Genomic DNA, 13,700 nt, shown 5'->3' on the forward strand with positions numbered 1-13,700 from the left:
AGGCGGTAGCTTAATAATGCAACACTCCTCTTTATCTTTAAAAAAATACAGGCTGCCGCTGCTGCTGGCAGCGCTCTCATTCGGATTGTCATCTGCCCCTGCGTGGGCAGATGACGCCGGCATGAATATCAAACTGACAGCGAACATCATTGCCAATACCTGCAAGATCGGCCTATCAAATGGCGGTCAGGTGCTGTTACCGGTTGTGCCAAGAGATTGGTTTTCTAATGCGGATGGTAGTGACAAATACACTGCAACGAAGGAAGCGGGTGGAACTAAATTTGCCATCAAGGTCATCGACTGTGAAGACTACGACAAAGGCGCTGCCAGCAAACTGCATTTCAGTTTTCGGCCGCAATCCGGTGTTCTGGCACAAGGGAATAATCAGGTCTTCGCAAACGATCTTGAGCAGTCCTCCACCGGCGCTAAAAATGTCGGTATTGTCGTCTTCTCCGCAGATCTACATCAAAACGTTTTACAGCAAAATGGCAGTTCCGACGTGGTCTATGACGTCACCTCAAAACAGCAAAACTACGCGTACCTAACGCAGTATGAATTTACCGCCCGTTACCAGAATACAGGAAGTGTCACTGCGGGCCGGGTCACCAGCCATGTACTGGTGAGCGTAACCTATGAATAAATTACAAGGAGATGTAATGAGAAAATGGCTACTGCTGCTCTCCAGCCTTTTTTGTCTGGCGGCTGTGAAACCCGTGTTCGCCGATCAAAGTTGTTATATTGAAAGGAGTGCTGCGGGGGATTACACCATTCCCTATACCGCGACACCGAATGTTAAAGACAAAATAGTTAATGGTGCAATTCCATCCCCTCGGGATATGGGGATAAGTTTTAGTTACGTTCTCCCTTTAAAAGGAGGTGACCCGATTGGCTGTAAATCAGAATCCCCATGGAACAACGGCGTCAACTTTACCACCAGCCCGGAGTTGATAAGCACGCAGTACAAAGGTACTGCGGGAGAAGCCTTATTCAAAACCAGCGTGCCGGGGATCTACTACTCCGTCACGTTAATATGCCGCACAGGTGACGGCTGCGGAACCAACCACAGCGATGTTGTTTTGCCTCTGCTTGCACCAGGAGGGTATACCAACTCGTTTCCCTCACAGAGCGGATATCCCTGGGAGACCGCTGATCACAACTGGTTAATAAAAATAAACTACTGGCAGGCCCCCGATTTTAAACCCGCAAAAGGTGGAACCGGCCATTCTCTGGCTGGAAAAGTGGGAACATGGCGCATTGGCTCACCGGGCCAGCCGGAAATTAATATCATTATCACCGATAGTACCCTGCAATTTGATTTCCCGGTGATGACCTGCGATATAGGCCAACTGGGCGGCAGTGCGGTATCAGGTAATAATGTTAATTTAGGAACCTACTTCGTCAGTGATATTAAGAGAAATAGCGCCAGGGCCGTTCCCTTTACCATTAATACGCAGAACTGTAATGCGACTATTGCGTCAATAAAGATGACCAGCAAATACCTTCCACCAGCCGGAGTGTATAACTTACTCGGGAAAAGCGCCGGGAGTGCATCTGGTGTGGCAGTGAAGATCATGAACACGGACTATAACGTGCAGATGGACCCCGGCGGTATGGTCAATGTTCCTTACGCGCGAAGTGATGACTGGACAAGAATTACTTATTTTAACTTTAGCGCACAGGTTTTAGGTGATGGCACGCCCGTGAAATCAGGTGATTTCAAAACCGCTGCCACCTTTATTTTGTCTTACCAATAACCTACCCTTGCGGCTGATTACTGATCAGCCGCGACATGGTCTCCAGCGAATCCGTTCTTAAGATATACAGACGTTTCAGCAAGAACGGATTATCCCCCGGCTTCACTTTTCCCCGCACCGTTGTGACCGCCAGATGGAAACCCGCATCGTTCGCCGCTTTTATGGCTTTGTCGTTATAGCCGCCAAACGGGTAAGACAGATAAAGGACATGCGGATTAAACTGGGCCAGATCGCGCCGTGAGCGCTCAAAATCAAACAAAATAACGTGGTAAGAACGGCTGAGAAGAATAGGCTGGCGATAATTATCCACACGGTGCAGGAAATGGGTGTGTGACTGGATATCAAACACATCCTGAATCTCTTTCAGCTCTGAAACACTCATAAACTGCAACGATTTAGGCGCCCATTTCTGCGGGTGGCGCTTAATCCGCGACGAGATAATAAATGCCGTCGCTTTAAAACCATACTCTTTCAGAATGGGGTACGCGTAGCGACTCACCGACTTCAGGCCGTCGTCAAAAGTAATCACCACGGCTTTCGCAGGCAGATTCATTTTGTTACGTACGTACCCTTCCAATTGATACATGGTCAACGTCGTATAACCCTGATCCCGAAGCCAGGTCATCTGGTTACTGAACGCACGCACACTGGTTGTTGTAGAGGTATGGCGGAAACGGGTGTTCTCTTCATCACGCAAAATATGGTGATAGGTAATGACAGGAATACCGTTGTCTTCCTGAGCATCCAGGCTGCTTATCCACGCCAGGCGATTACCGATACGGATCTGGAACCAGGTCTGATTCAGGCGATCTTTGAGCTTATTCAGGATGGGATAACGCAGGTTACTGCTGAGCGTACCAAATGGCGCGCTACCGCTGTTTGGCGCGTTGTAGACTGGGGTATCTTTCCAGGTGATCAGGTTTTGATTGCTTAAGGGTTTGTTGAGATCGCCCAGACCATCTTCTACACGCTGTTTTCCCTGAACAGCTTCAAGATGACCTTTGTCGATAAAGCCGGTTCCAAAGCCAAAACGGAATTCGTAATAATCGGCTGCAGTAGGCACAACGGCGATAATCTGTCCAGCTCGCACATTGCCGACGTTGACCACCTCATTCCCCACCTGCGCCCAAATCGCCGCATCTTCGGTGGTTTGCATATACTGAGCAGGCAGTCCTTGCTGACTTAACAAACTGGCTGAAGCGCTGCCGGAGATAAGCAGCAAAAGCAGGAAAACAATACGCGTAAGCATCAGGTCTTTATCGGCACGAAAAAACTGATGTCATTGTAGCAAAAGTGACATCAATGCCCATGTTTAATTCCTGTACAGCTCGTGGAGCAGAACAAAAGGCGGGTTTTTCTGCTGTTGATGCCACAGGCTGCTAACGCCTGCCATACCCTGCTCCACGATGGTATTACGAAACGCCGCACTGCTTAATTCGCCGCGTAGAGGATACATTGTCTCAAGCAATGGCAGGCTGATGCCTGAGATCACTTCACAATTGTCGTGTTTATGGCTTAACAGTGCCGCAGAGCGGTAAGGTGCAGCACCAGACTTATCGGTCAGAAAAATAACGCCATCACCGGTGTCAGTTTCATGTAAGGCATCGCACATCATCCGGCCGAGCATATTAGTACTCAACCCTCGCCAGTAATTCACCGTACGGCATTGCACCAGGGGGCCAAATCTGGCTTCAAGCTTTACCCACATATCTTGCGCATATTCATCATGGCAAGTAATCACCCATCCCAGCATAAACGTCTCTCCTTAGCAGGCGAGTAGTGTAGCGAAGTGATGATTAACGGTCGGTGATAGCTGTCAAAGAAAAATACCCGGCAGCCAAAACACCGCCGGGCATGATGATCAGCTACGTAAACCACGCCCACGCTGGATCAAATACCAACACAGCAGATAAAAGGCGAAGATAAATACCACCAGCACAGCTACCGTTGTAAACAGCGGCACATCGGTAATTCCGAGGAAGCCAAAGCGGAAGCCGCTGATCATGTAGACAATCGGGTTAAGGTGCGAGAGTGCCTGCCAGAATGGCGGCAGCAGCGTCAAGGAATAGAACACCCCGCCGAGATAGGTCAGCGGTGTCAGCACAAAAGTCGGGATCAGGCTGATATCGTCAAAGGTTTTGGCAAACACAGCATTCAGCAAGCCAGCCAGCGAGAACAAAATGGCCGTCAGCAGCAGTGTGAGCGCCACGAACAACCATGAATGCACCTGGAATGGCACAAAGAACAGTGAGATCGCCGTTACCAGAATCCCAACACACAGGCCACGCGCCACTCCACCGCCAACATATCCGGCAATGATCACATGCGTTGGCACAGGCGCCACCAGCAGCTCTTCAATATTGCGCTGGAACTTGGCGCTAAAGAACGACGAGGCCACGTTGGCGTAGGCGTTGGTAATAACCGCCATCATGATCAGGCCTGGCACAATAAACTGCATATAGGTAAACCCGTGCATCTCGCCAATGCGCGAACCAATCAGGTTACCGAAAATGATAAAGTACAGCGTCATTGTGATGACAGGTGGAACCAGGGTTTGCACCCAGATACGCATAAAGCGGTTAATCTCTTTGGCCCAGATGCTTTTCAGCGCGACCCAGTAAAGATGCGTCATGCTTTGTCTCCTTGTTTTTCGTGCACCAGAGAGACGAACAGCTCTTCCAGCCGGTTCGCTTTATTACGCATACTTAATACCTGCACGCCCTGCGCACTCAGTTGCGAGAACACACTGTTAATCCCCTGCTCCCGCAAGACTTCCACTTCAAGCGTTGACGTATCGACCAGGCGATACTGATACCCGTCCAGCTTCGGCAGCGGGCTTTTCGGCGCAAGATCGAGAATAAAGGTTTCGGATTTCAGCTTAGAGAGCAGGCTTTTCATCGACGTATTTTCCACCAGCTCGCCATTCTGGATAATCCCGATATTACGGCAGAGCATTTCCGCCTCTTCGAGATAGTGGGTGGTCAGAATGATGGTCGTCCCTTTGTCGTTGAGATCCTTAAGGAAACCCCACATTGAGCGACGAAGCTCAATGTCTACACCCGCGGTTGGTTCATCGAGGATCAACAACTTTGGCTCATGCATCAGTGCACGGGCGATCATTAAACGGCGCTTCATCCCACCGGAAAGCATCCGCGCACGTTCGTTACGTTTTTCCCACAGATCGAGCTGTTTAAGGTATTTTTCGCTGCGTTCAACCGCCTCTTTACGCTCAACACCATAGTAACCCGCCTGGTTGACAACAATTTGCTGCACCGTCTCAAACGGGTTGAAGTTGAACTCCTGCGGAACCAGGCCCAGTTGACGCTTGGCGTTGACCACATCTTTTTGCAGATCGTAGCCAAACACGCTGACCCGGCCAGAGGACTTATTGACCAGAGAACTGATAATGCCGATGGTGGTCGATTTCCCCGCCCCATTCGGCCCAAGAAGCGCGTAGAAATCCCCCGCTTCGACCTTGAGATCTATCCCGCGGAGCGCCTGAACGCCGCCTGGATAGGTTTTTTTAAGCTGTTCAAGCTCCAGTGCAATAGCCATGAATTAGACTTACCTATAGTTCTGACACACGTTGTGTGGTTTCATTAAAAGTCGGGTTACCCTATAGTAGCGCAACGCAATCACTCGGTTACAGGCCGTTAACCTCCATGAATGACATAGATACACTCATCAGCAACAATGCACTATGGTCAAAAATGCTGGTGGAAGAAGATCCCGGATTTTTCGAGAAACTGGCACAAGCGCAGAATCCACGCTTTCTATGGATTGGATGTTCTGACAGCCGTGTTCCTGCTGAACGCCTGACTGGCCTCGAACCCGGAGAATTGTTCGTACACCGTAACGTTGCTAACCTGGTCATTCATACCGATCTCAACTGCCTTTCTGTCGTTCAGTATGCCGTTGACGTGTTAGAAGTTGAGCACATCATTATTTGTGGTCACTACGGTTGCGGTGGTGTTCAAGCGGCTGTCGAAAACCCTGAACTGGGGCTTATCGATAACTGGCTGCTGCACATTCGCGATATCTGGTTCAAACATAGCTCACTGCTGGGCGAAATGCCGCAGGAACGTCGTCTCGACACACTGTGCGAGCTTAATGTTATGGAGCAGGTCTATAACCTGGGACACTCCACCATTATGCAATCCGCGTGGAAACGCGGGCAAAAAGTGTCGGTACATGGTTGGGCATACGGAATTCATGACGGGTTACTGCGTAACCTCGAAGTCACCGCCACAAACCGTGAAACCCTGGAACAGCGCTACCGTTCCGGGATTGCCAACCTGAAGCTCAAACACGTGAACCACAAATAAAAGAAGCCCCGAAAGCGAACACTTATCGGGGCACTCTTTTCACCCTTTCGTCGAGAGAAAGAAAGGATCGGGGTGAGGACATCAGGCCGCACCCTGCCAATATTACTCGTCCAGCAAGACCACTTTACCCACGTACGGCAGATGGCGATAACGCTGCGCATAATCAATGCCGTAACCCACCACAAACTCGTCCGGAATGGAAAAACCAACGAACTCGACCGGAACACTCACTTCACGGCGGGTTGGTTTATCCAACAGAGTACAAATTGCCAGAGATTTAGGCTCACGCAGGCTCAGGATCTCACGCACTTTAGAGAGTGTGTTACCGGAGTCGATGATGTCCTCTACGATCAACACATCTTTGCCGCGAATATCTTCATCCAGGTCTTTCAGGATTTTCACATCACGGGTGGTCGACATGCCGCTGCCGTAGCTGGAGGCGGTCATAAAATCGACTTCATGGGACACATGCACTTCACGGCACAAGTCTGCCATGAACATAAATGAACCACGCAGCAGACCAACCAGCACCATTTCGCTGCCGCTGTCTTTGTAATGTTCGGTGATTTGACGACCCAGTTCGGCGATACGCGCTTTGATCTCGGTTTCCGGGATCATCACTTCAACAGTATGTTTCATATTACTAACCATATGATTTTAAGACAAATCTCTCAATGCGGATCAACCTGCGTCCGGCATTAATTCACAAGCCCGCAAGTATACCAGTAAATGGATAGCCCTGGAGTATGAGTTACAAAAAGCAAATTTTGTGATTCCGATCACACTTGTTAATACCTATAATTAATTGCTAGCAAATAATTAACAAACTGATGAGTACTTTTCTATGGCTGAAACAAAATCTCAACAGCCACGTCTACTGGTGACATTAACAGCGGCGTTCGCAGCCTTCTGCGCGCTGTATTTGTTAATCGGTGGCGTCTGGCTGGTCGCACTTGGCGGCTCCTGGTACTACCCAATTGCGGGTCTGGTTATGGTGGGTGTAACCGTCCTGCTTTTGCGTAGAAAGCAATCAGCACTGTGGCTCTATGCCGCATTACTCCTCGCAACAATGATTTGGGGCGTCTGGGAAGTCGGGTTCGACTTCTGGGCATTGACGCCGCGCAGTGACATTCTGGTCTTCTTTGGCATCTGGTTGATCCTGCCATTCGTCTGGCGTCGTCTGCTTGTGCCTTCCAGCGGTGCAGTCTCCGCCCTGGTTGTGGCACTGCTGATCAGCGGCGGCATCCTGACCTGGGCCGGATTCAACGACCCGCAGGAAATTAAAGGCACACTGAACACCGAGTCCACGCCTGCTGCAGCGATCTCTCAGGTTGCAGATGGCGACTGGCCAGCATACGGTCGTAATCAGGAAGGTCAGCGCTACTCGCCACTGAAGCAAATCAATGCGGATAATGTTAAGAACCTGAAAGAAGCCTGGGTCTTCCGAACGGGTGACCTGAAGCAGCCAAACGATCCCGGCGAACTGACCAACGAAGTCACGCCAATTAAAGTGGGCGACATGCTTTACCTGTGTACGGCACACCAGCGTCTGTTCGCGCTTGATGCCGCTACCGGGAAAGAAAAATGGCACTTCGATCCGCAGTTGAACACCAACACCTCATTCCAGCATGTGACCTGTCGCGGAGTTTCTTACCATGAAGCGCGCGCCGATAACGCCAGCCCGGATGTTGTCGCGGATTGCCCACGTCGTATTATGCTGCCGGTCAATGATGGTCGTCTGTTTGCCATTAACGCCGAAACCGGCAAACTGTGCGAAACCTTTGCCAACAAAGGTATCCTGAATCTGCAGACCAATATGCCGGACACCACGCCGGGTCTGTATGAGCCGACATCTCCGCCAATCATCACCGATAAAACGATTGTGATTGCCGGTTCGGTAACGGATAACTTCTCTACCCGTGAAACCTCTGGCGTTATCCGTGGTTTTGACGTGAATACCGGTAAACTGCTGTGGGCCTTCGACCCGGGCGCGAAAGATCCTAATGCGATCCCGTCGGATGAACACACCTTTACCTTTAACTCTCCAAACTCCTGGGCTCCGGCTGCGTATGACGCGAAGCTGGATCTGGTCTATCTGCCAATGGGTGTGACCACGCCGGATATCTGGGGCGGTAACCGCACGCCAGAGCAGGAGCGTTACGCGAGTGCTATCGTGGCGCTGAATGCGACCACCGGTAAACTGGCATGGAGTTACCAGACCGTTCACCACGATCTGTGGGATATGGACATGCCTTCCCAGCCGACGCTGGCAGACATCACGGTTAACGGCAAAACCGTTCCGGTGATTTATGCTCCGGCGAAAACCGGCAACATTTTTGTGCTGGATCGCAGCAACGGTAAGCTGGTTGTCCCTGCCCCGGAAAAACCGGTTCCTCAGGGTGCAGCAAAAGGCGACTACGTCAGCAAAACGCAGCCGTTCTCTGACCTGAGCTTCCGTCCGAAGAAAGACCTCAGCGGTGCTGACATGTGGGGCGCCACCATGTTTGACCAGTTGGTCTGCCGCGTGATGTTCCATCAGTTGCGTTATGAAGGCATCTTCACACCACCGTCTGAGCAAGGCACGCTGGTCTTCCCTGGCAACCTGGGAATGTTCGAATGGGGCGGAATTTCCGTTGATCCGAACCGTCAGGTGGCGATTGCCAACCCGATGGCACTGCCGTTCGTCTCTAAGCTGATCCCACGAGGTCCGGGCAACCCGATGGAGCCACCGAAAGACGCAAAAGGTACTGGGACTGAATCCGGTATTCAGCCGCAGTATGGCGTACCGTTTGGCGTAACTCTGAACCCGTTCCTGTCTCCGTTCGGTCTGCCGTGTAAACAGCCAGCCTGGGGTTATATTTCCGGTCTGGATCTCAAAACTAACCAGATTGTGTGGAAAAAACGTATTGGTACGCCACAGGACAGCATGCCATTCCCGATGCCGGTTCCTGTCCCGTTCAATATGGGTATGCCAATGCTGGGTGGCCCAATTTCTACCGCCGGTAACGTGCTGTTCATCGCGGCAACCGCAGATAACTACCTGCGCGCGTACAACATGACCAACGGTGAGAAACTGTGGCAGGGCCGCTTGCCTGCGGGTGGGCAGGCCACGCCGATGACCTATGAAGTGAATGGCAAGCAGTATGTTGTCATCTCTGCGGGGGGTCACGGTTCGTTTGGAACGAAGATGGGTGACTATATCGTCGCGTATGCTTTACCTGACGAAGCAAAATAAACGCAAAACGGTAACTTCGGTTGCCGTTTTTTATGTTTGTTCCCTCTCCCTGTGGGAGAGGGTTAGGGTGAGGGCATCAGGCTGCACTGTTCTAAACGGTAAAACCGAGCATCATCCCCGTATCTTCATGTTCCAGCAGATGGCAGTGCGCCATATAGGCAAACTCCTTTGGTGCATCGTGGTCAAATTTTACGAGCACCTCACTGATGCCACCTTCAACCTTAACCGTGTCCTTCCAGCCCGCGCGATGCGGGTCAGGCGCTTTACCGTTTTCAGAGAGAATACGGAACTGCGTGCCGTGAATGTGGAACGGATGCAGCATCATGTCGCCCTCGCCTGAAATCACCCAACGCTCGAACTGCCCTTTTGCGGCAGCAAACATCGGCGTGTTCATATCGAACGCTTTGCCGTTGATGCGGTTGGCATTGTGGAAATCAAAATCATGGCTGCCATGGTTCATATTCCCCATGTTCCCCATCTTGCCGTGATCCATATTCATATGACCCATCATTTGTCCATGCTGCATCCCCGCCATCGCCTGGTCACCATACTTCGCCATCAGCGCCTGCATCCCCATCATGTCGAGCATCGGGTCCATTGAGAGCTGTAGCTTGCGCTGGGTTAATCCTTCAAGAGCAGGCAGTGCGGGCAGCAGCGTGGTTAAGGTATCCGGCAATGCGCCAGAGGCCGTAACCTGCAATGGCTGGATACGCAGCACCGGATGGGGTTTATCAAAAGGCGCAACGGCCATCCCCATCTGACTGACGGGTAACGTCACCAGATCAAACGCTTTGCCGTCGCTAATATCCACCAGAACTTCAAAACGCTCACCCATCAGCATGGGCAGTTCGTTCACTTTCACCGGCTCCGGCAGCAGACCACCGTCGCTCGCCACCACATACAATGGGCGTTTATCGCTGGTCGCAAAATTCAGTGAACGGGCATTGCAGCCGTTAAGCAAACGCAAACGCAGCCAGCCCTTTGGTGCGGCATGTTGAGGATAAATCGCCCCGTTGGTCAGAAGCGTATCGCCAAACCATCCCACCGCGGCGCTCATCACATCCAGTTGGTAATCAATCTGCCCGTCAGTGGTAAATTTTTTGTCCTGCACAATCACAGGCACATCGTCGATGCCCCACTGTTTTGGCAGACGCAGCAGGCGGCTCTCGTCGTCTTCAATCAGCACTAACCCCGCCAGTCCCATTGCGACCTGATGACCTGTTTTGCCATGCTGATGAGGGTGGAACCAGCACGTTGCCGCACGCTGGTCAGGAGTAAAGGTTACGCTTCTGCTGCCACCGGCTTTAATCACACCTTGTGGCCCACCATCAACCTCTCCCGGCACTTCCAGACCGTGCCAGTGCAGTGTTGTCTCTTCTGTCAGCGTATTGTGAATATCAACGGTGACGGCTTTACCTTTGCGTAACTGGATGGCGGGGCCTAACATATTACCGTTATATCCCCACGTCGTTGCCGTCTGTGCACCAAACGTCGTTTTACCTTGCTGGACCACTAGCTGAATACGGCCACGAGCATCTGCGGTAAGCACCTCCGGAATGGGCAATCCAGGCCTGTCAGCGGCAAAAGCAGCACGGCTCCAGAGTGGTAGTGCGCTGGCAACCCCCAGCGCAACGGAATATTTCAAAAAATCACGGCGTTGCATGTTCATTTCCTTATTTCCTGCAGGCGATATTTTGAGCATAAACCCTCCCCTTACCGGAAGGTCAAGCAAAGCGGCAATAATAAAGATCGTCGCCCTGGCATCAAGTATGCTAACGTTAATTTTCCGTGATGCAGTGGTAGAAGCAATGAAGACGTTTTTCAGGACAATTTTGTTCGCCAGCCTGATGGCTATGTGCTCGAACAGTTATGCGCTAAGTGAAAATGAAGCAGAAGATATGGCCGATTTAACGGCGGTGTTTGTATTCCTGAAAAACGATTGCGGATACCAGAATTTACCCAACGGGCAAATTCGTCGTGCACTGGTCTTTTTTGCCCAACAGAACCAATGGGACCTCAGCAACTACGACAGCTTCGACATGAAGGCGCTCGGCGAAGACAGCTACCGGGATTTAAGCGGTATCGGCATTCCCACTGCAAAGAAATGCAAAGCGCTGGCTCGCGACTCACTAAGCCTGCTCGCCTACGTAAAATAACCTTCCCGACGCTCCTTTGTTGATGATGCTATAACCGTTCAGTGACGGTTATAGCTCGCTGTCGTCTGCGCCCCTGTTTATGCTGGTGTAACAGATGTTAACGAAGGAGGAATCACCCCATGGCCGAAAATACAGTCTGGCATGAAACGCTACATGACCAGTTTGGTCAGTACTTTTCCGTTGATAATGTGCTTTATCACGAGAAAACCGATCATCAGGATCTGATCATTTTTGAGAACGCCGCATTTGGGCGCGTGATGGCATTGGACGGCGTGGTACAAACCACCGAGCGCGACGAATTTATCTATCACGAAATGATGACCCACGTACCGCTTCTGGCGCATGGGCACGCCAAACACGTGCTGATCATTGGTGGTGGCGATGGCGCAATGCTGCGTGAAGTGTCCCGCCATCAGTCCATCGAAACCATTACTATGGTGGAGATCGATGCCGGAGTGGTTTCGTTCTGCCGCCAGTATCTGCCCAACCACAACGCCGGTAGCTACGACGACCCGCGCTTCAACCTTGTCATTGATGACGGGGTTAATTTTGTAAACCAGACCCGTCAGACCTTTGATGTGATTATCTCTGACTGCACCGATCCCATTGGCCCTGGTGCAACGTTGTTTACCTCTTCCTTCTACGAAGGCTGCAAACGTTGTCTGAATCCCGGCGGGATCTTCGTCGCACAAAATGGCGTCTGCTTCCTGCAACAAGATGAAGCCCTGGACAGCCATCGTAAATTAAGCAGCTACTTTGACGATGTCAGCTTCTATCAGGCGGCCATTCCGACCTATTACGGCGGGATCATGACCTTCGCCTGGGCGACCGATAACGATGTGCTACGCCATCTTTCGACGGAAATCATCCAGGCTCGCTTCCATCAGTCTGGCCTTCAGTGTCGATACTACAACCCGGCCATCCACACTGCGGCATTCGCCTTGCCACAATATCTGCAAGACGCGCTGTCCTCTAAGGAGGTGAGTTAATTGAAAAAGCTTAAACTGCATGGCTTTAACAACCTGACGAAAAGCCTGAGTTTTTGTATTTACGATATCTGCTACGCCAAAACAGCGGAAGAACGCGATGGTTACATCGCCTATATCGATGAACTCTACAACGCTAACCGCCTGACGGAGATCCTCTCAGAAACCTGTTCGATTATCGGCGCTAATATTCTGAATATTGCCCGACAGGATTATGAGCCTCAGGGGGCAAGCGTCACCATCCTCGTGAGCGAGGAGCCTGTAGACCCGAAACTGATCGACCCCAGCGAACACCCAGGTCCACTGCCAGAAGCCGTGGTAGCCCACCTGGATAAAAGCCACATCTGTGTTCACACCTATCCGGAAAGTCACCCTGAAGGTGGGCTTTGTACCTTCCGCGCGGATATTGAAGTCTCTACCTGCGGCGTGATTTCACCGCTGAATGCGTTGAACTATTTAATCCACCAGCTCGAATCGGATATCGTGACTATTGACTATCGCGTGCGGGGTTTTACTCGTGATATCAATGGGATGAAGCACTTTATCGACCACGAAATTAATTCCATTCAGAACTTTATGTCCGAGGATATGAAGGCGCTGTACGATATGGTGGATGTGAATGTCTATCAGGAAAACATCTTTCACACCAAGATGTTACTAAAGGAATTCGATCTTAAGCACTATATGTTCCATACCCGGCCGGAAGAGCTAAGCGAGGAAGAGCGCAAGGTTATCACGGACCTGTTGTGGAAAGAGATGCGCGAGATTTACTACGGCCGCAATATGCCAGCCGTGTAAACACATAAGGAGCAAGGATGCTCCGACGAATTACTTCTGTTTCATAAATTTGCGGTATGCCGCTACCACCTGTAAAAAGTCCTCAACGCCACACAGCGACAGACTCTCTTCATCGTAGTAACTCATTCCCTCTTCGATTTCATCACCCGAAAACTCCAGCTGATTGGCGCGAACCATCACCTCTTCACCATCCATCCACAGCGTGTATTCATGCCCGACACGTTGCCAGGAACGTTCACTGCCTTTCACCGTCTGTGCCGCCTGTACCACTTCATCTAACAGGGCGGTGTTTTCCTTCACTTCTTCGTTAAACCAATGCCCCACCACTTCGTGGCCCATCGACATACGCACTTTCACCACACCTGTGATGTCGCGCAGAAATTCGTAATCCATCGTATTTTCCTCTGCAAAGCCATTACGTTAATTATCGCAGCAGAGAGGAAGAA

At 51.1% G+C, this 13,700-nt stretch carries 14 protein-coding genes; 7 read left to right on the forward strand and 7 right to left on the reverse strand.

Features of this window, described 5'->3' with window-relative positions; genetic code table 11:
- Window positions 1–16: 16 nt before the first annotated feature.
- On the forward strand, window positions 17–640 hold the full coding sequence (locus GF617_RS04960) for a fimbrial-like protein (protein WP_203451215.1): 624 nt from the start codon (window positions 17–19) through the stop codon (window positions 638–640).
- Between the two features lie 16 nt (window positions 641–656).
- Window positions 657–1,754, forward strand: coding sequence for a fimbrial protein (locus GF617_RS04965; RefSeq protein WP_203451216.1), 1,098 nt, complete (start codon window positions 657–659; stop codon window positions 1,752–1,754).
- A 1-nt stretch (window position 1,755) separates the two neighbouring features.
- On the opposite strand, the gene GF617_RS04970 is transcribed toward GF617_RS04965, so the two are convergent.
- The 4 genes from GF617_RS04970 to GF617_RS04985 all read right to left on the reverse strand — a co-directional run bounded on the left by GF617_RS04970 (window position 1,756) and on the right by GF617_RS04985 (window position 5,309).
- Window positions 1,756–3,003, reverse strand: a complete 1,248-nt coding sequence (locus GF617_RS04970) for a polysaccharide deacetylase family protein (RefSeq protein ID WP_181622286.1) — start codon at window positions 3,001–3,003, stop codon at window positions 1,756–1,758.
- Window positions 3,004–3,066: 63 nt separating this feature from the next.
- On the reverse strand, window positions 3,067–3,507 hold the full coding sequence (locus GF617_RS04975) for a PTS sugar transporter subunit IIA (RefSeq protein ID WP_181622285.1): 441 nt from the start codon (window positions 3,505–3,507) through the stop codon (window positions 3,067–3,069).
- Window positions 3,508–3,615: 108 nt separating this feature from the next.
- Window positions 3,616–4,386, reverse strand: coding sequence for an ABC transporter permease (locus GF617_RS04980; protein ID WP_203451217.1), 771 nt, complete (start codon window positions 4,384–4,386; stop codon window positions 3,616–3,618).
- On the reverse strand, window positions 4,383–5,309 hold the full coding sequence (locus GF617_RS04985; protein ID WP_181622283.1) for an ABC transporter ATP-binding protein: 927 nt from the start codon (window positions 5,307–5,309) through the stop codon (window positions 4,383–4,385). The genes GF617_RS04980 and GF617_RS04985 overlap by 4 nt, the downstream gene beginning before the upstream one ends.
- A 107-nt stretch (window positions 5,310–5,416) precedes the next feature.
- Here GF617_RS04985 and can point away from each other — a divergent pair, with 107 nt between their 5' ends.
- The gene (gene can, locus GF617_RS04990; RefSeq protein WP_181622282.1) at window positions 5,417–6,079 is read left to right on the forward strand and encodes a carbonate dehydratase; all 663 of its coding nucleotides are present in this window, start codon (window positions 5,417–5,419) and stop codon (window positions 6,077–6,079) included.
- A 102-nt stretch (window positions 6,080–6,181) separates the two neighbouring features.
- Here can and hpt read toward each other — a convergent pair whose 3' ends face one another.
- On the reverse strand, window positions 6,182–6,718 hold the full coding sequence (hpt, locus tag GF617_RS04995) for a hypoxanthine phosphoribosyltransferase (RefSeq protein WP_181622281.1): 537 nt from the start codon (window positions 6,716–6,718) through the stop codon (window positions 6,182–6,184).
- A gap of 205 nt (window positions 6,719–6,923) precedes the next feature.
- Here hpt and GF617_RS05000 point away from each other — a divergent pair, with 205 nt between their 5' ends.
- Entirely contained in the window at window positions 6,924–9,314 is a 2,391-nt protein-coding gene (locus GF617_RS05000; RefSeq protein ID WP_203451218.1) for a glucose/quinate/shikimate family membrane-bound PQQ-dependent dehydrogenase, read from the forward strand.
- A 91-nt stretch (window positions 9,315–9,405) separates the two neighbouring features.
- On the opposite strand, the gene cueO is transcribed toward GF617_RS05000, so the two are convergent.
- Window positions 9,406–10,977, reverse strand: coding sequence for a multicopper oxidase CueO (cueO, locus tag GF617_RS05005; RefSeq protein ID WP_203451278.1), 1,572 nt, complete (start codon window positions 10,975–10,977; stop codon window positions 9,406–9,408).
- Between the two features lie 145 nt (window positions 10,978–11,122).
- Between cueO and GF617_RS05010 the strand changes: the two genes are divergently transcribed.
- The 3 genes from GF617_RS05010 to speD all read left to right on the forward strand — a co-directional run bounded on the left by GF617_RS05010 (window position 11,123) and on the right by speD (window position 13,254).
- On the forward strand, window positions 11,123–11,470 hold the full coding sequence (locus GF617_RS05010; RefSeq protein WP_181623691.1) for a YacC family pilotin-like protein: 348 nt from the start codon (window positions 11,123–11,125) through the stop codon (window positions 11,468–11,470).
- A 119-nt stretch (window positions 11,471–11,589) separates the two neighbouring features.
- Complete coding sequence (gene speE, locus GF617_RS05015; protein ID WP_203451219.1) at window positions 11,590–12,459, forward strand: polyamine aminopropyltransferase; 870 nt, start codon at window positions 11,590–11,592, stop codon at window positions 12,457–12,459.
- Complete coding sequence (gene speD / locus GF617_RS05020; protein ID WP_181622278.1) at window positions 12,460–13,254, forward strand: adenosylmethionine decarboxylase; 795 nt, start codon at window positions 12,460–12,462, stop codon at window positions 13,252–13,254.
- A gap of 30 nt (window positions 13,255–13,284) precedes the next feature.
- Here speD and yacL read toward each other — a convergent pair whose 3' ends face one another.
- The gene (yacL, locus tag GF617_RS05025; protein ID WP_203451220.1) at window positions 13,285–13,647 is read right to left on the reverse strand and encodes a protein YacL; all 363 of its coding nucleotides are present in this window, start codon (window positions 13,645–13,647) and stop codon (window positions 13,285–13,287) included.
- Window positions 13,648–13,700: the final 53 nt, after the last annotated feature.

Origin of the sequence: Lelliottia sp. RWM.1 (genome assembly GCF_016859735.1) — a bacterium.
Taxonomy (GTDB): domain Bacteria; phylum Pseudomonadota; class Gammaproteobacteria; order Enterobacterales; family Enterobacteriaceae; genus Enterobacter.

Coding starts and splice junctions, on each gene's coding strand:
- GF617_RS04960 (WP_203451215.1), top strand. CDS start 17: ATGCAACACTCCTCTTTATCTTTAAAAAAATACAGGCTGCCGCTGCTG.
- GF617_RS04965 (WP_203451216.1), top strand. CDS start 657: ATGAGAAAATGGCTACTGCTGCTCTCCAGCCTTTTTTGTCTGGCGGCT.
- GF617_RS04970 (WP_181622286.1), bottom strand. CDS start 3,003: ATGCTTACGCGTATTGTTTTCCTGCTTTTGCTGCTTATCTCCGGCAGC.
- GF617_RS04975 (WP_181622285.1), bottom strand. CDS start 3,507: ATGCTGGGATGGGTGATTACTTGCCATGATGAATATGCGCAAGATATG.
- GF617_RS04980 (WP_203451217.1), bottom strand. CDS start 4,386: ATGACGCATCTTTACTGGGTCGCGCTGAAAAGCATCTGGGCCAAAGAG.
- GF617_RS04985 (WP_181622283.1), bottom strand. CDS start 5,309: ATGGCTATTGCACTGGAGCTTGAACAGCTTAAAAAAACCTATCCAGGC.
- can (WP_181622282.1), top strand. CDS start 5,417: ATGAATGACATAGATACACTCATCAGCAACAATGCACTATGGTCAAAA.
- hpt (WP_181622281.1), bottom strand. CDS start 6,718: ATGAAACATACTGTTGAAGTGATGATCCCGGAAACCGAGATCAAAGCG.
- GF617_RS05000 (WP_203451218.1), top strand. CDS start 6,924: ATGGCTGAAACAAAATCTCAACAGCCACGTCTACTGGTGACATTAACA.
- cueO (WP_203451278.1), bottom strand. CDS start 10,977: ATGCAACGCCGTGATTTTTTGAAATATTCCGTTGCGCTGGGGGTTGCC.
- GF617_RS05010 (WP_181623691.1), top strand. CDS start 11,123: ATGAAGACGTTTTTCAGGACAATTTTGTTCGCCAGCCTGATGGCTATG.
- speE (WP_203451219.1), top strand. CDS start 11,590: ATGGCCGAAAATACAGTCTGGCATGAAACGCTACATGACCAGTTTGGT.
- yacL (WP_203451220.1), bottom strand. CDS start 13,647: ATGGATTACGAATTTCTGCGCGACATCACAGGTGTGGTGAAAGTGCGT.